This window comes from Psychrobacillus sp. FSL K6-1267, from assembly GCF_038003265.1.
Taxonomy (GTDB): domain Bacteria; phylum Bacillota; class Bacilli; order Bacillales_A; family Planococcaceae; genus Psychrobacillus; species Psychrobacillus faecigallinarum.
In genome coordinates, this window is the sequence record NZ_JBBOOR010000001.1 from 3,765,245 (window position 1) to 3,786,125 (window position 20,881).

21 protein-coding genes are annotated in these 20,881 nt (G+C 37.5%); 6 read left to right on the forward strand and 15 right to left on the reverse strand.

The genetic code is table 11. The features are described from left to right. The first annotated feature begins 9 nt into the window (after positions 1–9). A complete protein-coding gene (locus MHB55_RS19280) occupies positions 10–276 on the forward strand; it encodes a hypothetical protein (RefSeq protein WP_154312175.1) in 267 nt (88 codons plus the stop codon). A 240-nt stretch (positions 277–516) separates the two neighbouring features. Here the strand turns inward: MHB55_RS19280 and MHB55_RS19285 are convergent, their stop codons facing one another. The 7 genes from MHB55_RS19285 to MHB55_RS19315 form a co-directional block, all read right to left on the reverse strand. Continuing rightward, entirely contained in the window at positions 517–1,809 is a 1,293-nt protein-coding gene (locus MHB55_RS19285) for an ABC transporter permease (RefSeq protein ID WP_144539458.1), read from the reverse strand. Then, positions 1,799–2,497 carry an ABC transporter ATP-binding protein gene (locus tag MHB55_RS19290; RefSeq protein WP_144539457.1) on the reverse strand — a complete coding sequence of 233 codons (699 nt, stop codon included), beginning with the start codon at positions 2,495–2,497 and terminating at the stop codon, positions 1,799–1,801. The genes MHB55_RS19285 and MHB55_RS19290 overlap by 11 nt, the downstream gene beginning before the upstream one ends. A gap of 356 nt (positions 2,498–2,853) precedes the next feature. Further along, positions 2,854–3,351 carry a PCYCGC motif-containing (lipo)protein gene (locus MHB55_RS19295; RefSeq protein WP_144539455.1) on the reverse strand — a complete coding sequence of 166 codons (498 nt, stop codon included), beginning with the start codon at positions 3,349–3,351 and terminating at the stop codon, positions 2,854–2,856. Between the two features lie 11 nt (positions 3,352–3,362). Beyond that, entirely contained in the window at positions 3,363–4,739 is a 1,377-nt protein-coding gene (gene fumC / locus MHB55_RS19300) for a class II fumarate hydratase (RefSeq protein WP_144539453.1), read from the reverse strand. A gap of 19 nt (positions 4,740–4,758) precedes the next feature. Further along, positions 4,759–5,694 carry an HD-GYP domain-containing protein gene (locus MHB55_RS19305; RefSeq protein ID WP_144539451.1) on the reverse strand — a complete coding sequence of 312 codons (936 nt, stop codon included), beginning with the start codon at positions 5,692–5,694 and terminating at the stop codon, positions 4,759–4,761. Between the two features lie 142 nt (positions 5,695–5,836). Continuing rightward, on the reverse strand, positions 5,837–7,375 hold the full coding sequence (locus MHB55_RS19310) for a flotillin family protein (protein ID WP_144539650.1): 1,539 nt from the start codon (positions 7,373–7,375) through the stop codon (positions 5,837–5,839). A gap of 21 nt (positions 7,376–7,396) precedes the next feature. Further along, a complete protein-coding gene (locus tag MHB55_RS19315; protein WP_144539449.1) occupies positions 7,397–7,909 on the reverse strand; it encodes a hypothetical protein in 513 nt (170 codons plus the stop codon). 285 nt (positions 7,910–8,194) lie between these two features. Here MHB55_RS19315 and MHB55_RS19320 point away from each other — a divergent pair, with 285 nt between their 5' ends. Next, a complete protein-coding gene (locus tag MHB55_RS19320) occupies positions 8,195–8,815 on the forward strand; it encodes a DUF47 domain-containing protein (RefSeq protein ID WP_144539447.1) in 621 nt (206 codons plus the stop codon). Between the two features lie 11 nt (positions 8,816–8,826). Further along, entirely contained in the window at positions 8,827–9,825 is a 999-nt protein-coding gene (locus MHB55_RS19325; RefSeq protein WP_144539445.1) for an inorganic phosphate transporter, read from the forward strand. Positions 9,826–9,864: 39 nt separating this feature from the next. Here MHB55_RS19325 and MHB55_RS19330 read toward each other — a convergent pair whose 3' ends face one another. Continuing rightward, complete coding sequence (locus MHB55_RS19330) at positions 9,865–10,497, reverse strand: pentapeptide repeat-containing protein (protein WP_144539443.1); 633 nt, start codon at positions 10,495–10,497, stop codon at positions 9,865–9,867. A 154-nt stretch (positions 10,498–10,651) separates the two neighbouring features. On the opposite strand from MHB55_RS19330, the gene MHB55_RS19335 reads away from it, so the two are divergent. Continuing rightward, positions 10,652–12,784: an MMPL family transporter gene (locus MHB55_RS19335; RefSeq protein ID WP_340863850.1), complete on the forward strand. Its 2,133-nt coding sequence runs from the start codon at positions 10,652–10,654 to the stop codon at positions 12,782–12,784. 154 nt (positions 12,785–12,938) lie between these two features. Here MHB55_RS19335 and MHB55_RS19340 read toward each other — a convergent pair whose 3' ends face one another. Continuing rightward, positions 12,939–13,544: an alpha/beta hydrolase gene (locus MHB55_RS19340; RefSeq protein ID WP_340863851.1), complete on the reverse strand. Its 606-nt coding sequence runs from the start codon at positions 13,542–13,544 to the stop codon at positions 12,939–12,941. Positions 13,545–13,618: 74 nt separating this feature from the next. Then, complete coding sequence (locus MHB55_RS19345; RefSeq protein ID WP_340863852.1) at positions 13,619–14,638, reverse strand: beta-carotene 15,15'-monooxygenase; 1,020 nt, start codon at positions 14,636–14,638, stop codon at positions 13,619–13,621. Positions 14,639–14,736: 98 nt separating this feature from the next. Here MHB55_RS19345 and ade point away from each other — a divergent pair, with 98 nt between their 5' ends. Then, positions 14,737–16,485, forward strand: a complete 1,749-nt coding sequence (ade, locus tag MHB55_RS19350; RefSeq protein ID WP_340863853.1) for an adenine deaminase — start codon at positions 14,737–14,739, stop codon at positions 16,483–16,485. Between the two features lie 564 nt (positions 16,486–17,049). Here ade and MHB55_RS19355 read toward each other — a convergent pair. Continuing rightward, a complete protein-coding gene (locus MHB55_RS19355; RefSeq protein ID WP_144539433.1) occupies positions 17,050–17,424 on the reverse strand; it encodes a DUF3221 domain-containing protein in 375 nt (124 codons plus the stop codon). Positions 17,425–17,436: 12 nt separating this feature from the next. Beyond that, on the reverse strand, positions 17,437–17,904 hold the full coding sequence (locus tag MHB55_RS19360; RefSeq protein ID WP_144539431.1) for a hypothetical protein: 468 nt from the start codon (positions 17,902–17,904) through the stop codon (positions 17,437–17,439). Positions 17,905–18,315: 411 nt separating this feature from the next. Between MHB55_RS19360 and MHB55_RS19365 the strand changes: the two genes are divergently transcribed. Continuing rightward, positions 18,316–18,690, forward strand: coding sequence for a nucleotide excision repair endonuclease (locus tag MHB55_RS19365; protein ID WP_144539429.1), 375 nt, complete (start codon positions 18,316–18,318; stop codon positions 18,688–18,690). 34 nt (positions 18,691–18,724) lie between these two features. Here the strand turns inward: MHB55_RS19365 and MHB55_RS19370 are convergent, their stop codons facing one another. The 3 genes from MHB55_RS19370 to MHB55_RS19380 form a co-directional block, all read right to left on the reverse strand. Beyond that, entirely contained in the window at positions 18,725–19,717 is a 993-nt protein-coding gene (locus tag MHB55_RS19370) for an NAD(P)/FAD-dependent oxidoreductase (RefSeq protein WP_144539427.1), read from the reverse strand. Positions 19,718–19,751: 34 nt separating this feature from the next. Then, positions 19,752–20,144 (reverse strand): thiol-disulfide oxidoreductase DCC family protein, encoded by a 393-nt coding sequence (locus MHB55_RS19375; protein WP_340863854.1) that lies wholly within the window; start codon positions 20,142–20,144, stop codon positions 19,752–19,754. 182 nt (positions 20,145–20,326) lie between these two features. After that, positions 20,327–20,806: a TraR/DksA C4-type zinc finger protein gene (locus MHB55_RS19380; RefSeq protein WP_144539423.1), complete on the reverse strand. Its 480-nt coding sequence runs from the start codon at positions 20,804–20,806 to the stop codon at positions 20,327–20,329. Between the last annotated feature and the right edge of the window lie 75 nt (positions 20,807–20,881).

Sequence of the window (20,881 nt, forward strand, 5' to 3'; positions counted from 1 at the left end):
GAGAAAATAGTGAAAGATCCTACTTACCAAAAAGTTGCCTATGGCATCGTTATGGCTATTGCAGTGATTATTGTCCATTTCTTAAATGTAAGAATTTATCCACTCCACCCGATTCTGTCTTTTGTCATGGCCATTTTAATAATATACGCAGGCATTACAGCAGTTAAAAAATCAGGGAAATTTGAGCAGACGATTTCAAGAATGAGATATAATTTATTAAATATGATTGTAGTATTTGTACTATTCATCGCATATTTTACTATTGCCGCATCCTAACACGAAATGCGCAAGCGCCTATGTTTGCCCCGACAAGCAAATGGGGGAATGCAAGGTGGCTGCTCTTCGGCCACCGCTGCTTTACTCCATTTGACCTCGAGGGGCAAGGCGCTGGAGCTAGACAAACACGAAATGCGCAAGCGCCTATGGCTGCCCCGACAAGCAAATGGGGCAATGTGCTGGAACTGGAACAAAAAAGTGAACAGATACCGTAATGGTACCTGTTCACTCTTTTTTGTCTTATAGTTCTTGTCTTAAGGCTTGAATTACGTCAATTTTAGTTGCTTTCTTAGCTGGTCTCCAGCCGGAAATCATTGCTACGCCTATACTTATGAAAGAAGCAATTGCAACAAGCTGCCAAGGAATTAATGAAAAAGTAAGTGCCATGCCCTCAATACTCTCTTCCTCTAATGCCATTCCAACTACGATTGGCAGTACCCAATTTGCTAAAAAGCTTACTGCATAAGAGATAATGACCGCCAGCACAGTCCCTATAATTCCAATCCAGGCACTTTCCATCAGGAAAAGGCGTCTAACTAGTTTAGGACTTGCTCCTATTGCTTTCATAACACCAATTTCTCTTGTTCTCTCCGTTACTGCCATTGTCATAGTATTGAAGATACCAATAGATGAAATTAAAACTGCGATAGTACCGATAAATATAAGACCTATTTTAAATACCATGAAAAACACGTCTAACTGCTCTAGCTGTTCAGATACAGAGTAAACGCTGTAACCCATTTCTTTTAACTCTTCCGTCACTGCTTTCACATGCTCTAGGCTTGCCGTATAAATGGTAGTTCTAGTATATAAAAAGTTCTCTGGTATCTCTCCAACATTCGTCTTATATGCTGCTACTAACTCGTCCATCCAACTATTGTCTATAAGTATATTTTGGTCCACTATCCAGTCTCTTGCTGGTTGAGCTGCAACCCCTACAATCGTAAACGTCCATTGCTCTGGGAATACTTCCTCTTGATCATATGGCTGTAAGGATAAGGTGACTTCCTTGCCTAGAATGGAGCCCTCATATCCTTTGGGCATATCACCTTCTTCTCCTCCCTTTTCTTCCCATGTTGATCGCTCTTGTTCGGTCCATAAATTTTCTGCAAAATGATAACCAACTACAATTTCCTTATCATTTGTAGGCATTCTACCTTCAGATAGTTTAAGATTTGATTTTTTTTCTTCCTCAAAGTCTGTCATCAGGGCATTCCCGTATATTGTTCTATCATCTAGTTGAAACAAGTTTTGTGTTTCTATACTGGTTCTTTGAACAACTGCACCAATAGACTCTATATTTTTTATTTCCTCATAGTCAATGCCATCTTCCTTTTCATATACTTCTATCTCCGTGATAGCTTGGTCCTGGAGAATTTCAGTACGCATCATATCCTGTACCCCAAACCCGATTGATGCTAACACGATTAAAAATGCGCACCCCATTGTCGCTGCAAGTACAGTCATAAATACTCTTAGTTTATTTTTCTTAATATGCTGGCTCACAAATTCTAATTGATCTTTAAATAACATGAGACATGTCCTCCTTTTTCAACTCTCCATCGTGCATCTTAAATTTACGGTGAGCAATGCTTGCTACTTCATCGTCATGTGTAATAATGACAAAAGTTACCCCCATAGTCTGATTTAAGTCCTGGATGAGCAGCAGGATGTCTTGTTCTGTTTCTGAATCCAGGCTACCTGTTGGTTCATCTGCCAATAAAATAGGCGGGTTGGTTATCAAGGCACGAGCAATACTTACTCGTTGCTGCTGACCACCGGACAACTCATTAGGATAATGATCAGACACAGATTCCAACCCAACCTTTTTCATAAGTTGGAGGACACTAACTTTGCGTTTTTTAGGTGATACCCCCTTCAGCTTTAAAGGAAGCTCAATATTTTCGAAAGCAGTCAATCCTGGCATAAGTTGAAAGCTTTGAAAAATAAAGCCAAAATTGTTTAAACGAAATTCTGCTCTTTCTGTTTCATTTAATGCAGCCGTTTCTTGCCCATTAATAATAATGGATCCTTGTTCTGGACTCATAAATCCTGCTATTGTGTTTAATAAGGTAGATTTACCAGAACCACTCTTTCCTACAACCGCTACTATTTCTCCCTCTTGCACATTAAAGGTTAGCCCTTTTAGTACCGGTACCTTCTTTTCCTTTCCTTTCTTTCCTATTAAAAATGTATGATTAACATTATTTACGTGTATCATGCCTATTCCCCTTTCATATTTTGCTATACACTCATTCTAGCCAGCCTTTCTTAACATTTAAGAAGGATAAAGATGAAGAATTTCTTAAGATTGTATATAACTTTATGTAGATAGGGTATTTTCGACACAATCCCATGTCACTTATAAGCAAATAACAGATAGTAACGATAAAGTAATGGCCATCTGATTTTGTGGAAACCGACGACCGATTGTTAGAAAGTAATACTGCATCAACAAGCAAACACTCCCTTTTCTCATTTTCAGGGGACTTTCAAGATAAGTCTTTAAGGGGTCAATGTGCTAAGACAAAAAAACTGCTCCCCTCTCACTGTTAATGAGATAGGAGCAGTACTATTTTAAGATGGCATAGGTGTGTCTGTTGGTTTTGCATAGCCTTCTTTATATGCTTCGTCTATGGCTTCGCGAATTTCAGTAAGTGACTTACCTTCTTGAACCATTTTGATAGACGTAACGGCTGTTTCTAAACAAGCGGCACAGCGTGTACCATGGTCATCCCAGACTACTTCGCCATTTTCTTTAATTTTATCGACGAAACAGTTGAAATTGCTTTTATGGCCAGCACTATCGCCACATCCGCAGTAGCAAGGCATCCATTTAAGGACATCATTTGCTTTTGCAGCTGCCTGATAGATTAGTTGCATATCTTCAGATTGTTCATTCAAAAACTCTGGAAGCACGTCTGTAGACGACGTGGTTTCTTGAATATCGCCGTTATCTAAATGAGTCACATGGTCGTGCTCCATGTGTTCTTTCTCTTCTTTACTCTCTTCTTTTTGACTGCATGCGGCAAGAACCAATATAGAACAACATAATATAAATAGAATTTTTTTCATATTAACCTCGATTAAATCATTTTTTCTGGTCGTACAATTTCATCAAACTTGTCAGCAGTTAAAAGCTCTAGCTCAATTGCTGCTTCTTTTAAAGTAGTGCCATTTTTGTGGGCATGCTTAGCAATTTTCGCAGCATTCTCATATCCAATGTATGGATTTAAAGCAGTTACAAGCATTAAAGAATTGTTTACGTGATGTTTAATTGTTTCTAAGTTCGGTTCGATTCCAACTGCACAGTTGTTATTAAAGCTAATGATTGCATCACTTAATAATCGCACAGATTGTAGGAAATTGTGAATGATTACAGGTTTAAATACATTTAACTGGTAGTTACCTTGACTCGCCGCAAAACTGATGGATGTATCATTCCCCATAACTTGAGCAACAACCATAGTCATCGCTTCACTTTGAGTTGGGTTAACTTTACCAGGCATAATAGAGCTTCCTGGTTCATTTTCAGGAATTGAGATTTCCCCAATACCAGAACGGGGACCACTTGCAAGTAAGCGGACATCATTAGCAATTTTCATTAGGTCCGCTGCAAGAGCCTTAACTGCACCATGTACATAAACAACATCATCATAGCTTGTTAAAGCGTGGAATTTATTTTTTGCTGAAGTAAATTCAATTCCTAGTGCCTTGGATATTTCGGCTGCCACTAGGTCACCAAAACCTTTTGGGGCGTTCAAGCCAGTACCTACCGCTGTCCCTCCAACAGCAAGCTCTTTCATATCTGCCACAGCTGTTGTAATCATTTTAGAAGATTTCTCTAGCATTCTGTGCCAGCCACTAAATTCTTGACCGAGGGAAAGGGGTGTTGCATCTTGTAAATGTGTACGTCCAATTTTAACAATATCCATGAACTGTTCAGATTTTTTACCTAACGTCTCTTGTAGAACATCAATTGCAGGTAAAAGATCTTTTTCGACAGCAAGAACACCTGCAATATGAAGTGCAGTTGGGAATGTATCATTTGAGCTTTGTGATTTGTTTACATCATCATTAGGGTGAAGTCTCTCTTCACTACCTTTTTCTTCTAATAGTTGATTGCCTCGATTGGCAATCACTTCGTTAACGTTCATATTAGACTGTGTACCACTACCAGTTTGCCAAACAACTAATGGGAAGTGATTGTCTAATTTTCCTGCAAGTATTTCATCTGCTGCTGCTGCTATAGCATCTTTCTTTACTTCTGATAAATTACCAAGAGAGTGGCTAACGATTGCTGCAGATTTTTTTAATAGAGCTAGTCCATGTACGACACCAATCGGCATTTTTTCTGTGCCAATTTTAAAGTTTTCTTTAGATCTTTGTGTTTGTGCTCCCCAAAGACTGTCTTGTGGAACTTTAATTTCTCCCATAGAATCATGCTCAATACGATAAGACATTTTTTCTCGCTCCTTTTCTTTACCATTGATTATTGTGTTCTTCTAACATTTTAAGAAATTCATCTAGAACCTTTGGGTTAAATTGAGTTCCCCTACCATCCTTCATTTCCTGAATGGCTTCTTCAAAGGTCATTGCACCCCGATAGACCCGGTTAGTTGTCATTGCATCAAACGCATCTACAACCGAAACTATAGATGATTCCAAGGAAATTTCATTACCCAGCAGTCCATAGGGATACCCTTTTCCATCATACCTCTCATGATGCTCTTCGACAATAAAAGCAGCTTCACGAATACGTGGAATTTCATGATTCCTCATTATTTCTGCCCCTAATGTCGTATGCATTTTTATAATTTTCCATTCTTCCTCTGTAAGCTTTCCAGCCTTATTAAGGATTTCAATGGGAATTGCTAATTTGCCTATATCATGAAAATAGGAGCCTAAACTTAATCTATCCACCCCTTCACCATTTGGCCTCATTCTTTTCCAAAGCTCGATGGAGTAATCTCTAATTCTTGCACAATGGTGATAAGTATATCCATCCACCTCCTGAATGCGCAGAGCATCCCGATGAATTATACTTCTTTCTGAAAAATTTCTTTCAAAATAGTTAGATGTCATTTCGATTAAAATCTCAACTATATCCTTTGCATGACACGTTATGAGTGCATCATAAAATTTTGGTTCAATTACATCACCAGGGCTCAAAATTACTTGTTCGTCACACCAATTTATTTTTAATCTACCAGTTATGATAGTATATTTCTCTATATAATTCTTAGTATTATTTTGTTTACTGTATATCCATGAGGTACTTGCAGGCGTCAGTGTATAAAGGGCATATGAAATATTATTAGAACTACCAATATAAGTAGTCACCGTTTTGTCTGTGATTACTTTTGGTAGACTTTGCTTTTCTTTAATATCTTGAAGTTGCTCTCTTGTAAGTATCATTATTCCTCCGGAGTCCAACAAAATTCGACATTCTTAACCTCAATTATACAATTAGTTACCTACAAAGGAAATATATACATAAAAAAAGAAGGTTCTCCAGTCATTGAGAACCTTCTTTTAAATACTAATATTGTTAGAAATATTATTTAACTTCTTGAACTTCACGTACTTCCTGTTCATCCTTGGATTTTTTTACTTCCTGAGTTAATTGTTCAATGCTTGGGCGAATATTTCCTTTCCCCGCATAACTCTCGAGCATCTCCTTCACATCGATTCCGGAGGAAGCCTTTAAAGTTTCTTGAAGTGTAGACATCAAATTAGTAGCGTAAGAGGTAACCTTGTTAGCACCGCCGCCTTCTCCACCACCAGTGTCTACTACAGTTATTTTATCAATATTCGAAAGTGGGCTAGCAATTTGTTTTGCATATTCAGGCAACATATCTACAACCATATCCAAAACTGCGGCCTGACCGTACAGATCAAACGCTTCAGCAATTTTTCGTTTTGCTTCCGCCTCTGCAAGACCTTTAAGTCGAATAATATCTGCCTCAGACTCCCCTTGTGCACGCTGAGCGTCTGCTTTAGCTAAACCATCCAAACGAACTTTTTCCGCATCTGCTTTTGCCTTTGCTTCAATTCGATATTTTTCTGCATCGGCTTCGGCAATTTCACGTGATTTGGATGCAGCTGCATTTTGTTCGATAGCATAGCGATCTGCATCCGCTTTTTTCTTAACCTCTGAATCATATTGCTTTTCACGACGTAGTATCTCTTTTTCTTCCAACTCAATTTGCTTTTGACGTTCGATAATTTGAATTTGCATTTCCTGCTCGGTTACTTCCTGCTTAGACCTAGCTGTTTCTAACTCGTAGGCTTGGTCTGCACGTGCCTTCGCAATATCTTGCTCACGTCTATATTCAGCAACCTTTAACTGGTTGTCTTTTTCCGCCTCTGCTATTTCTGTCGCTCGCTCAATTTCTGCCTTTTGAGCATCCTTGGAAGCCTCTGCTCGCTTGATGCGCGTCTCTTTTTCTGCCTCAGCTGTTGCGATATCCGCATCACGCTTAACTTGTGCGATTCTTGGTTTCCCTAGTGAATCCAGGTAGCCATTTTTATCGCGAACATCTTTAATCGTAAATGAAACAATGACTAATCCCATTTTCGCTAAATCTTGTGAAGCTACCCGTTGTACTTCCTGAGAGAACTTATCTCTATTTTTGTAAATTTCTTCTACTGTCATAGACCCTAGAATAGAACGTAAATGACCTTCCAGTACTTCTTTTGCTTCATTTTCTCTATCCTGCTTTGATTTCCCTAAAAACTGCTCAGCTGCTGTAGCAATTTCTGAAATTGAACCACCAATTTTTATAATAGCTGTCCCGTCAGCCATAACTGGAACTCCTTGTTCAGTATAAACTTCTGGGGTGGTTACTTCCAATTTGCTTGATAAAAGACTAAGTGGCTCGCCTTGCTGGAATACTGGAAATACAAATGTACCTCCACCGCGAATAATTTTAATGCGATTACCCGAATCATCTGTATGGACGTTTTTCGAACCCAAATAGCTGCCTGTAACTATTAGTGCCTCATCTGGCCCAACTGTTCTATATTTTGTTACGTAGACTGCCAACATTATTAATAGAACAAATACAACTACTCCTATAACTATTAACATTTCCATTCCCACTATAATTCCCCCTTTTTATTTTATAAAAGGCACATATTCTTTGACTAAAAAAGTGCCATCTTTCACTTCAATTATTAAAACCTGTTTATCATAATTTATTTCTTCATTGTCAAAACCTGTTGCTCTTTTTGCAATTAAACCGTTAACTGTCTCAATAATGATTTCACCATACCCATTTGAGGGTATAGGAACAATAACCTTTGCGACTTGCCCTTGTAAAGATTCGTTTGTATAGGCTGTGGATACTTCTGCAGAAGCAAGGGGTAAAAGGACAAAAAAGTAAAGCAAAAAGGTTAAAAGGACTGATATGACAACAGAAACAGCGATTATTACAATTTCACTCCAATTAGTTAGCTTCATAAGAATGAATCCAGCAGCACAAATAAATAATAGGAAGGAGAGTACCGTTGTCGGATTAAAAAATCCCATTTCCAAGCCATCTATTGCATCTGCAAATAACACATAAAGAATAGTAAGAAGACCAATTACAATTAAGCCGTATAAGAAAATTTGATCTATTTTTCTCACCCCTTTACCAGTTTATTGATTGCTTACTAGTTATACGTATCTAATACAAAGAAGTTTCAAAATTTAACAATAATTGATTGGTTATTTTTACAAGTTATTACCGTCAAAGTTCGTCAAAATTAGGCTTTTTCGCCTTTTATTCCCCCTTTATCTACACTGAAATGTTACAGAATTGTAAATTTCGCAAATTTCAAGTAAAAAGTGTGTAGATTTTGCATTTTTTTTGGTATGCTATTTGAGGTAAATTCATAGCAACAATACATTCTCAAAGTCTAGGAGGCTTTTATGATTAGTTCAAAAAAACCAGATCCTTTTTTCTTGTCCCTGTTAAAAATTGCAGAAAATGTACGTGAAGCCACTCATTACGCAGATGATTTCCGTATTAATAATGCTTCAGATTTAAAAGAAATTAGCTTACACCTTAAGAATTACGAAACAGCTGGGGATACATTAATTCATGAATTAATCGTTATGTTGAACAAATCCTTCATGACACCGATTGAACGTGAAGATATTCTGGAATTAGCAATCCGAATGGACGATATTTTAGATGGAATCGACAATTTCACTGCGCATCTGGAGATGTTTACTTTAGTTGAAATCGATGATTCAATGCGTACCTTCTTAGGGTATATCGTTAAGAGTACTGACGAAATTGTTAAAGCGATGGAGCTTTTAGCTCAGAAAAAATTACTTAAAATGCATGAGCATTCCATTCTCATTAAAGATTATGAGCGCAAATGTGATGAGGTACTTCGCTCTTCCATTAAGCAATTGTTCTTAAACGAAAAAAATCCAATTCGCATTATTCAATTTAAAGATATATATGAACAATTAGAAGATATCGCAGATTATTGTCAAAACGTAGCTAATACGCTTGAAACAATTATTATGCGTAACGCGTAGGAGTTTCAGTAATGGATACTATTTTTATACTAACAATACTAGTTGTATTTTTTGCACTTGCCTTTGATTTTATTAATGGTTTCCATGATACCGCAAACGCAATTGCTACTTCAGTTTCTACAAGAGCTTTAAAGCCTAGAGTTGCTGTTTTAATGGCAGCTATTATGAATTTTGTAGGAGCTTTAACTTTTACAGGAGTTGCTAAAACAATTACAAAAGATATAGTCGATCCTTTTACTCTTCAAAACGGATCGTTAATCATTTTAGCGGCTCTTCTTTCAGCGATTATTTGGAACTTAGTTACTTGGTATTATGGAATTCCATCTAGTTCGTCCCATACTTTAATAGGTTCTATTGCTGGAGCAGCTATTTCTGCTGCTGGGTTTGGGGTTTTGAACTATAATGGTTTTACCAATATCTTAATCGCATTAGTTTTATCCCCATTCCTTGCTTTAGCAATCGGATTTTTAATGATGTCTCTATTTAAAGTCATTTTTAAAAAGGGAAGCTTGTATGGGACAAACAAAAGATTTCGGATTTTTCAAATTGGTACAGCGGCATTACAATCGTTTACTCATGGTACAAATGATGCCCAAAAAGCAATGGGTATTATAACAATGGCTCTAATTGCTGCCCAATGGCAGGCTACAGATGATATCCAACTTTGGGTTCGTATTGCTGCAGCAACCGCAATGGGTCTTGGTACTTCTATCGGAGGATACAAAATCATCAAAACAGTTGGTGGTAAAATCATGAAGATTCGTCCTATTAACGGGGCGGCAGCTGACTTATCATCTGCTATGATTATTTTTGGTGCAACAACTATTCATTTGCCAGTGTCTACAACACACGTTATTTCATCCGCTATTATGGGGGTTGGAGCAGCACAACGTGTGAAAGGCGTTAAATGGGGAGTTGCTAAAAAAATTGTATTAACTTGGATTATCACTTTACCTATTTCTGCTCTAGTAGCAGCTATCATCTTCCAAATCTTAAATTTATTCTTTTAAATAATTAAAACCTCGTAATTGAATACGAGGTTTTTTCTTTTACTCTTTTATGATTACTCCTAACGATTTGGCAAAGCCTATCGCTTGCTCCATGGACACAGTGCATCCCTTAAGGTCCTCCATTGATACTATTAGATTTTCATAAGTTGAGGTACTTAAGTCAATTCCATTCAATGAGGTATCTGTAAAGTTTGCCTCGTTTAGTTCACAGTTTTCTAGCTCTACCTGTTGAAAGGTTGAATCTACAAAATCTGCATGATTCAATATGCACTTAGTAAAAGACACCTTTTTTAACTTAGAAAAACTTAAATTTAAGTAGTTTGCGAGGTTCTCCACCAGCCTGACATCTGTTAGTCTGCCGTCAGTAATGTTAGCTCCAAAAAGCTTACACTCGATAAATTCCACTCTGTGGAATAGTGCTTGGTCCATTACTACATTAGATAGATCACACTTTTCAAAAATACAATCAATAAACTCTACCTGGTAAAAATGTAAGCTCTCAAATGATGCTTGCTGGAAATGAATTTGATCAAAAACGACTCTTTCCTCCCACTCGGTAATCCCCTCCAGTGAGCTAATAGTTCCGTTAGATATATAGTAATCCTCCTCTAAAGCATCTTTTATGTTAATAGCCTCTAATTCTTCTCTACATTTTGGAGCTGTAATTTTCAAGGTTACTCCTCCTTCAAAAGTTTACTCTTATCATAGCATTATATTAGCAGTTGAACTTACTTTCTATTACAATAAAAAGGAAACTCTACCACTTTGATCTTACTGTTTAAATTGTAAGCTATATATTATTTGGCTTTACCTAAGGAGGAAATATATGAAGTTTTTAGCTAACCTAGTGACACGTCACTATAAAGTCACTTTGGGAATATGGATCATCCTGTTTGCCGCTCTCGCCTTTTTTGCCCTACGTCTTCCGGGTTTATTGGAGGGCGACGGTTTTAATATTGATGGAGAACATCAGAAAGTAATGGATGAGCTTACGGAAACCTTTGACCTTCCAGCAGAGACGCTCTTTGTTGTATTTGAAAAAACATCGGAACAACAAATCGAGGAAACGTTAAATGATATAGAAGATTTGAAGATTGTAAAGGACATTCAATCACCATTAGAGGATCCTTCTCTACATAAGGAAAATGTATCCTATGCAATGCTGCATTTTAACAATGATACTGAAAGTATGTCTGAAGTAGTAGATGAAATTCGTCAATCTATCGGCAACCAAGAGGGCATCACCTTAACCGGTGCAGCTGCCATCAATAAAGATATTAATACCGCAAGTCAAAAGGATTTAGCTAGTGCCGAAGCCATAGGTCTTCCAATTGCCCTAGTCGTTCTGCTCCTTGCATTTGGAAGTGTAGTAGCTGCTTTGGTTCCAATTGCTATTGGTATTGTAACGGTAGTTTCCGCACTTGGAGTCCTGACATTCTTTGGTGGATCCCTAGACTTATCTATTTTCGTTTTGAACATAGTCCCAATGCTAGGGCTAGCACTTAGTATTGATTTTGCATTATTGCTCATCAATCGTTATAAGGAAGAGCTCGCCGAAAATTCTGTTATAGAAGCAGTACAAATTTCTGTAAAAACAGCGGGTCGCTCTATTATTTTTTCTGCTCTTTGTGTATTTATTGGCTTAGGAGCAATGTTTGTTTTAGAAGTAGAAATCTTTCAAAATATTGCTCTTGGTGGAATGTTAGTTGTTGCTTTAGCAGTTTTAGGCTCGATTACACTCCTACCTGCCTTACTCATGGTATTAGGGGAGCGCATCAATAAATGGACCCTTCTTCGTGTGAAGCCTGGTGCTACTACTAAATGGAGAAATTTTGCCTCCTTCGTTATGAAGCGACCGGTCACCTTAATAATTGTTGCTTTGGTATTGCTAGGAATTGGTATAATTCCAGTTAAAGAGATGACGTTAACAATTCCATCTGTCGATTCTCTTCCAGAGGACTATGATTCGCGACAAGCGTATGAATTGATGGAGGATGAGTTTGATATGGGGGACCAGTCTACGATTTATGTAATTGCTGATCGTCCAGATGGTTGGGAAAGTACAGATGGACTAAATTCTATTAAGGATTTAGAAAAGCAATTGTTGAACGATCCTGATGTAAAATCGGTAGATACGATTTTCACAGCCAGTGAGATATCGACAGTCGAACAATGGGAGCAAAGCATGACGGTTCCTGAAGTTTCTAGTCAGCTTACTCCACTAGTAGAGACATTTATACAAGAAAACAAATTAATGATTCCTGTCACATTAGGGCTTAATGGCTCATCCGATGAAGCACAGGATTGGGCAAGGGAATGGGCCGACAAAGATATTGGTACAGATATTTTAATAGGCGGTCAACCGAAGTTCAACCAAGAAATATTCGATGAAATATTTGATAAGGTTGGGATTCTCCTAGCGATAATACTTGGCTCTACCTTTGTCATATTAACTGTTGCATTCCGTTCAGTGCTAATTCCTTTAAAAGCTATCATCATGAATGTTATTGGTTTGGCTTCGACGTTTGGCATACTGGTTTATATATTTCAATATGGTCATTTTGGTTTAGAGGAAACGACTATTGCTTTAATTATTCCGGTAATTGTCTTCAGTCTAGTGTTTGGGCTAAGTATGGATTATGAGGTATTCTTGATATCACGCATTCAAGAGGAGTACTTGAAGCATCACAACAATACTAAGGCAACAGTAGATGGATTGACCTCTACTAGCAAAATTATTACCTCTGCTGCATTAATCATGATTGTCATTACTGGAGCATTTGCCTTCACAGAAGTAATGCCTGTTAAGCAAATCGGTATCGGTATAGCTATTGCAGTGGCTATAGATGCTTCCATCATACGCTTGCTTCTAGTACCAAGCCTGATGAAGCTCTTTGGTAATTGGAACTGGTGGTTGCCTTTTAGAAAAGGACCTTACAAAGCAAAGAACTTTCATTAAGTTGTAGTTACAAACTAATAGTAAAACATCATGGTTTAAGTGAATGATGCAATTGCCATTTCTTAAATAAACACGAAACAATAAAAAAAGCCTAGTAGATATTCTTAATCTACTAGGCCTTTTTATGCTTTATCGTGAGCTGAACAATTCTTCTTTATAAGTTCTTTTTATACCATTCCTTAGCGGCTTGCACTTCGTCTTGCGTCAATTGGTGACCATATTCATGCCAATATAGTTCTACGTTTGCTCCTGAATCCTGCAATATATCTCTCAGTTCTTGGGATTCTGTTGCTGGACACATAAAATCATTCTTCCCTGCCCCGATGAACACAGGCGTACCAGGCATAGTTGGAACCTCTACTCCGTGTCGTGGCACCATTGGGTGATGGAGAATCGCACCCTTGAAGACATCTTTATATTCAAACAAAAGGTTTCCTGCAATATTGGCTCCATTTGAATAACCAATTACAACTACTTTATCACGGTCAAATTTGTAATTATTAGCCGCTTCGTCGATGAAGTTTTTTAACTCCTCTGTACGGGCTTGTAAGTCCTCAAGATCAAATACGCCTTCCGCAAGACGTTTAAAAAATCGCGGCATTCCATTTTCTAATACATTCCCACGTACACTCAGAATATTCGCAGAGCTGTCTATTTCCTTTCCTAATCCCACTAGGTCATGCTCATTTCCACCTGTACCATGCAGTAATAATAAGGTCGGTTTCGAAGAATCCTCACCTTGCATATATAAATGCTTCATAACAATAGCTCCTCTTTTATCTCGAATTTGAGATAATTATAGCCAAGTTGTAATCTCACGTCAAATAATGTGTTTTACTGCACTTTTAATAGTTCCATCAGCTTCGTCGGTTCATCTACACGGATGGCGAATTGTGTCACCCTTTTTTCCTTGCCCATGAACATAGTCGCCTCTACAGGCTCCTGTAAGTGTATTATTGCCTGAGGCTCTAGTGGTTCAAAATCACGATACATAAATTGAAGGACATTTTTATCTGGTAAGGCTGCACCCCACTCTACTTCTTTTATCAGATGAAGAGGGACAATTATTCGGGCACTAAGTCCTTGTGTCACATACAATTTTTCGTTTTTTATCTCCGCTGGGTGTAGTCGAGTCACTTGAATATCAGCTAAGAAATAGAAAACACTATAAATATTTAAAGCTAATAGGACCAATGACAAAATAACAGATTTATCATGTAGCCACCAATGAAGACCAATTGTTTCAATAACAATTGCATGAATAAGCATTATATTAAAAGCTATATAGCTTGTTTTTTTATGCAGGGTAATTACATTCGGATGACTCGGGGCCTCCTTTTTCCAAGTAAAAATTGCATAATAAAACATTAAAAATTCTGAAATGATAATACGGATAAGAATATTTTTTGTAACTACTTCCTTAACAGAAGGTATCAAGCTATATAGTGCCGAAGTCTTCATATCAATCATATGTGATCTAATCTTTGAGATTTTGTAAATGACTAGAAAAACTAGGCTTAACTCTGCCAAAATTAACAATACTTCAAAAGCAATACCAATATAAAGCAACCCCGAAAACGGAGCAAATAATTCAAAAGGTATAAAAAATCTAGCTATGAACACACCACCAACCATAAGACCGATTACTTGTTTGATAGAAATTTTAAAGGTGGCATAGACTAATAAAGGTGATACAATAGCTAAATCAATAAGAGACCCTATTGCTACGCCACTGTGAAGTTGAAGTGAAAAGAAGTCCTGCACTTGTGGGCGATACAATAGAAAATTAGATAGAAGCACGAGCAAAAGAAAGGCTAATGCTATATTGGCGGCCTGTGTTTTTCGATAAATCATCTCTATTCCCCCTGTACGATTATAATTTCATTATAACTTTCCTTATACTCGCAGTTCTACTATAATTAGTAAATTATTCAGAAAAGGAGCACGACTTTGTGAACATTAATCCAAAGCAATTAAAAGATAGAATTCTTGTTTCCCAAGGGAAAGCAATAGCTGATTTTATTCTTCGAAATGCAAAGGTGGCAGATGTCTATTCTTTAGAATGGAGATTAGCAGATATTGTAGTATCCAGCGGAAATATAGTAGCTGTTGATACAACAAACACTTTTGAAGCGAAGTCTGAGGAAGATGCAAAAGGTAAATATGTCATTCCAGGTCTAATAGATGCTCATATACACATTGAATCTTCTATGGTAACTCCATCTGCATTTAGTGATATTCTCCTTCCGCGCGGCGTTACAACAGTTATTACTGATCCACATGAGATAGCTAATGTCTCAGGAGCTGAAGGGATCCAATTTATGCTAGATGATGCTCAAAAAAGTGAAATGGATATTTTTATGATGCTGCCCTCTAGTGTTCCATCTACTCCTTTCGAGAATTCCGGAGCTATCTTAAAAGCTGAAGACTTACAACCATTTTTAAGCAAAGAAAAGGTTCTAGGCTTAGCTGAAGTAATGGACTTTCCTGCAGTGCTTTCCGGTGAGCCTGATATGCTAGACAAGCTTATAATGGCCCTCGAAGCCAATGTCCAAATAGATGGTCACGGAGCTGGGCTTAAATCAAATCAAATTAGGGGCTACCGAGTGGCAGGAATCCAAACTGATCATGAATGTGTAACTGCCGAGGAAGCATTGGATAGGATTTCACAGGGCATGTATGTTTTGATAAGAGAAGGGTCTGCTGCCAAAAACTTAAAAGATGTTCTACCTGCTGTAAATGCGCACAACGCTCGTCGATTTATGTTTTGTACTGATGACAAACATTTGGATGAGCTAATAAAAGAAGGAAGTATTGACCATTCCATCCGTCTAGCTATTAACGAAGGTATGGAGCCCTTACAGGCAATTCAACTAGCAACCTTAAATGCAGCAGAATGCTATAAACTGCACAACAAAGGGGCAATAGCTCCAGGTTTTAACGCCGACTTTTTTATGATAGATAATCTAGAATCATTTCGTGCAGTTTCTGTATGGAAGAATGGGCAAAAAATTGCAGAAAATAACGAGATTTTAAAAAAAGAACCTTTCCAAAACTACCTTTCCAAAGAAATTACAGAGACCGTTCACCTACCTAGACTTTCTGTTTCTGATTTTTCCATTCCTATTACGAACAATGGAACGGCCAATGTAATAGAAATAATGCCCAATCAAATCACTACTCGCAAAAAAATTGTCAAAGTTCCTGTTTCCGATGGTCTGTTTACTCCTTGTACAGAGAAAGATTTACTTAAACTTGCAGTGATTGAACGTCATCAAGCAACTGGAAATATTGGTCTCGGAATTGTAAACGGATTTGGCCTTCAGAAGGGGGCAATAGCAACTACTGTTGCTCATGATTCCCATAACATGATTGTACTTGGGACAAATGATGAGGATATGCTTGCAGCCTGTAAGTACTTGGAAAGTATACAGGGAGGATTTGTAATTATGGATGAAGGAAAGGTAATGGCTTCCCTCGCCTTGCCTATAGCAGGGCTGATGTCAGATAAACCTGCAAATCAAACCGTCGAGGAGTTAGAGGCTTTACACGGTGCACTACACTTAATACATCCTCATTTAGACTTTCATTTGTTTTTAACTTTATCGTTCGTAAGCCTACCAGTCATACCAGAATTAAAGCTCACTGACACAGGACTTTTTGATGTCGTGAATTTCAAGCACATACCCATACAGGCATAATGCAAAATAAAAGAGCTCCCTTAATACAACTATATCTTAACCATTATTACAGCATATAGGATTGAATCGTCCGTCTAAAGTAGAAATCAACCTTCTATTGTTGATGCTTTTCCTGTAACTTTGTATTTAGTTATTTATCCAAGCGACTTTCTCATTTCTATACAACTTATGATTGAAGCGACAGACGGCGACTCCGGTGGAATGAGGGAGACAGATAAGACATCACAAACCGCCCAAGCGACGGTGATGGCATATCGCTCACCCACGGAAAGCGCCCTTCTAAAGCGGAATCAGCCTTCTATGGATGCTTTTCCTGTAATTTAGTATTGAGTTATTTATCCAAGCAACTTTCTCATTTCTATACAACTTATGATTGAAGCGACAGGCGGCGACTCCGGTGGGATGAGGGAGACAGATAAGACATCGCAAACGACGCGTAAGCAACGGTGATGGCATATCGCTCACCCACGGAAAGCTCCCGTCTAAAGCGGAATCAGCCTTCTCTTGCTGATTTTGAGTTAGAAAAAAAATCTCCATAGCGATAATCACTAAGGAGATTTGTATTCATTCATCTAACTTTTCAATTGTTTTAGCTTCACCTGAAGCTGGATGAGATTCTTGTAAAGACTCATATCCAACTTTAACTAGGTCATATAACTCGAAATCGTTGCGCTGAGCCATCGAAATTCTAAACCAAGTGGCATTTGTCCCAGCTTCTATCGCTTCTTCTACCGTTAACTGTGTTGCTTCCTCTTCAGTTAAATCTCCTACAACAAGGATACCGCTATCCTCCGTATCAATAATAATTCCAGTAGTATAGCCTATCGGCTGTGTTTGTGTAGGATTATTCTCGAAAAAGTTCATGATGAAGTAAAATGTAGCTCCGATAGCTACGAGTAAAATCGCTATAATAATTGCTACAGTCGATTTTCCCTTCATATGAAAACCTCCTTATCTTTTTCCACGTCGGAAGCCTTCTTCTAAAAGATAAGCTTTTGCTTCATCATAGGAGCCAAAACTTTCTTCTAGGTTGTATCCATGATAAATATTCCAAAGAGTATCCTCTTGTAAAAGAGTCAATTTAGAGCTTTCTTTGTTTGTCCACTCCTCTTCTACTTCTTCATCAAAGGCTTCTTCCTCCTCCGTTGCCAAGTAGTCAATAGAGTCTTTAATCATTTTACGAAGCTCATCTGCTGATACTTCTCGAATATTCACTAATCCTTTTTCTTTTGCTTCATATTGAGGAAGATCTCCAACATAAACAAAACCATTTCCGTTTGGATGTAAATGGTAGATTACTGTAGTTTTATCGTATAAGCTCTCTTCATAATGGTAGTTAACTCGCTTCATGGATACTTCCTTACGAGTTAGTTCCGGAAATTCTTGAATAATTGCTTCTTTTTCTTCAAATGTTAGCATATGATTCCTCTTTCTTTTCTTATCATTAGTATATTATTATACCATAAACTCTATCCTCTTCGCGTCCACCACTCTGCTACTATAACAAAACAAATGACAACAGCAATTGCTACTGCAAAAAACCAGTCTGGTAAGCTGCCCAAGTTATAATCCTCCTAGCACATCCACATATCTTACAATTGTGAATACTATTTTCTAAACCAGTTGAGGAAAATAACTTCTCCCCATCTTTCCTAGTGTCACTCTACCCTTTTTAGCATAATGCTTCTAACTATACATCTTTTTAAAGATCCTTATCTCTGTTGCTAAATTACCTTCGTACCTCGTAAGTTTAATCCTGCCTCTTTCGAATAGATATTACCGCTCCAATGTGATAAACTAAGGGACAGACAATAAGAGGACGTGAGAGAAATGATTAAAATCGAATTACCAAAACCAACTGTAACAATTACTCAACGTAAGCAAGCACTAAATGAAGGAGAAGTTGAAATACCATCAATCTACGGATTTATCGACTTCCACCAAATTCCTAGAGATAAAGGCGGCATTTTTATGTTTTATAACAAAAATGATGAGCTATTATTCGTAGGAAAAGCACGTAAAATTCGTCAACGCATTAAAAAACACTTTGAAGATAATGTTTCTCCAATGATTAAGCATCGTGAAGAAGTGTATAAAATTAGTGTTTGTGTAGTTGAAGAGCCAATGGATCGTGAAATATATGAAACATATGCGATCAATACATTAAAAGCAAAATATAACATCGATAAAGTATTTTACAAATAAAAATCTCATGCCTCCTAATAGAGGCATGGGATTTTTATTTGGATTCTTCAAAAAGACTGGTACTATGTTTTGGCTGCACTCGTGCTTTTGGGTCTATGAAGGCTTTAATATGACTGATTGCATTAGGGACTTCTCCAAATCCAACAGCTATTAGCTTTACTTTCCCAGCATGTGTACACACATCACCCGCAGCATATATTCCTTCTACACTTGTTTCCATCTTTTCATTAACTACTACTGAGTTCTTTTCCATCTCGAGGCCCCAGCTTTTGAGTGGTCCAAGCGAGGCAACATTTCCGTAGTTGACTAGCACATGATCTACCGGGATGTTTTCCTCTACCTTGTCCTTACTTACCACTACAACTTCTTGAACACGTTCTCCATCGCCTATTAATTCTTTGATTGCATACGAGGTTTTAACAACTACCTTTGAATTATCTAACTGCTGAACAGATTTTTCATGCGCCGTAAATTGCTCTCGTCGATGACAAATGGTCACACTGGAAGCTATGTCCTCTAGCATTAACGACCAATCTAATGCGGAATCCCCGCCACCCAAAACTAATACGTTGGAATTTTGAAAGTCATTTAAATCCCTGACTTTATAATGAAGGTTTTTTCCTTCATATTCCTTGGCTCCAGGCACAGTTAATTTCCGTGGTTGGAAAGAACCAACCCCTGATGTCAGGAGAATTGTTTTTGAATAATGAACCCCTTTATCCGTTTTCAATATAAAATACTCATCCTGCTTTTCAAGCTCGTTCGCAGTTTCCTCTAAACATATTGTAGGATTGCTGTAGGCAGCCTGTTCAACTAAATTAGCTACTAAATCTTTTGCCAAGATTTTAGGCAAACCCCCAATATCATATATATACTTATCCGGATAAAGTTCCATCAATTGACCGCCTAGCTCTGGAAGGCTGTCAATAATCTTAACCTTTAAATCACGGAGTCCAGCATAAAAGGAAGCAAATAAACCTGTAGGTCCTCCCCCTATAATTGTTACATCAAAAACTTCTTGCTTCATGTAATCAATCACCTCATCAATCTATTATTTACTTTTATAAAAAACGGCTTCGTACTTCTGGAGAAGGAAGCATACAACTATCCTTTTGACCAAACCATTTATATCTATTCTTTGCGATAAATTTGTAAATACTATTTCTAATTGGTCTTGGAACAAATATAAAAATATACATGTATCTCCATATTCCTTCTAAATTTCTACATACCCTTAGCGCACCATCAGAAAATTTATAGACTTTCCCGTCTTCTATGAGGATAAAACTGTCTATATTATGTGAAATACTGTATTGTTCTTTTAATTTCATTCCGGCATCGCTTTGAAGCGCAGCAAATTGAAAATAACCTTTAGAGTCTCTTTTGATTATAAATTGAACACTGGAATCACAAAAATTACACACACCATCAAACATTACGATAGCTTCTGTCATTTTAAATTCCTCCTTGCCTCTAGTGTATCAGAAAGAATTCAGGCTGTTAAATGAGAGTGGTTGATATTTCTTAAGACTTTTGACTGATGCTAAAAAAGACATTATTTCAACTTTCTACATAAAGTAAATACTAAAAAATAAAAATGATGCCCAATACCGTATTGGAATTGGCATCATTTTTATCATTTATCCTGCGGTGTATCTGATGATCCAAAGGCTTCCACATCTTCAAAGCTATTTTCAAAATCCCTGATTTCTCTTGCTTCTTTATCTACTGGATGATCAGTATCAGCATTTAGTCTATCCTCTTCTACAGGTCGAAGATCATTTACCTCTTGCTGCGCATGATCTACACAGGTTAGAGTTGTCGGAACAGCTTCTAATCGTTCAATAGGGATTTGCTTGTCACATACACTACATTTTCCATAAGTACCCTCATCTAAAGCCTGTAAGGCATCTTTAATATCTTCTATCTCTTCTTCTGCATGCTTTCGCAGAGCCAATCTCGTATGTTGGTCAGTTAAATCAGTGGCATTATCAGCAGGATGATTGTCGTAATTAGACAACTCTGTTGTTTCAAATTCCTCATCATTATTTAAGCTTTCCTCTAGTTCGTTAAACCGATCAAGTAAATTTTCTTTTAACTTTTCATATTTCGCCATATCAATTCCTCCTTAACGTTAGTATTAGGATTACCCCAATGAAGGGAAAATAAAACTAATTAGAATTCTTGGAAG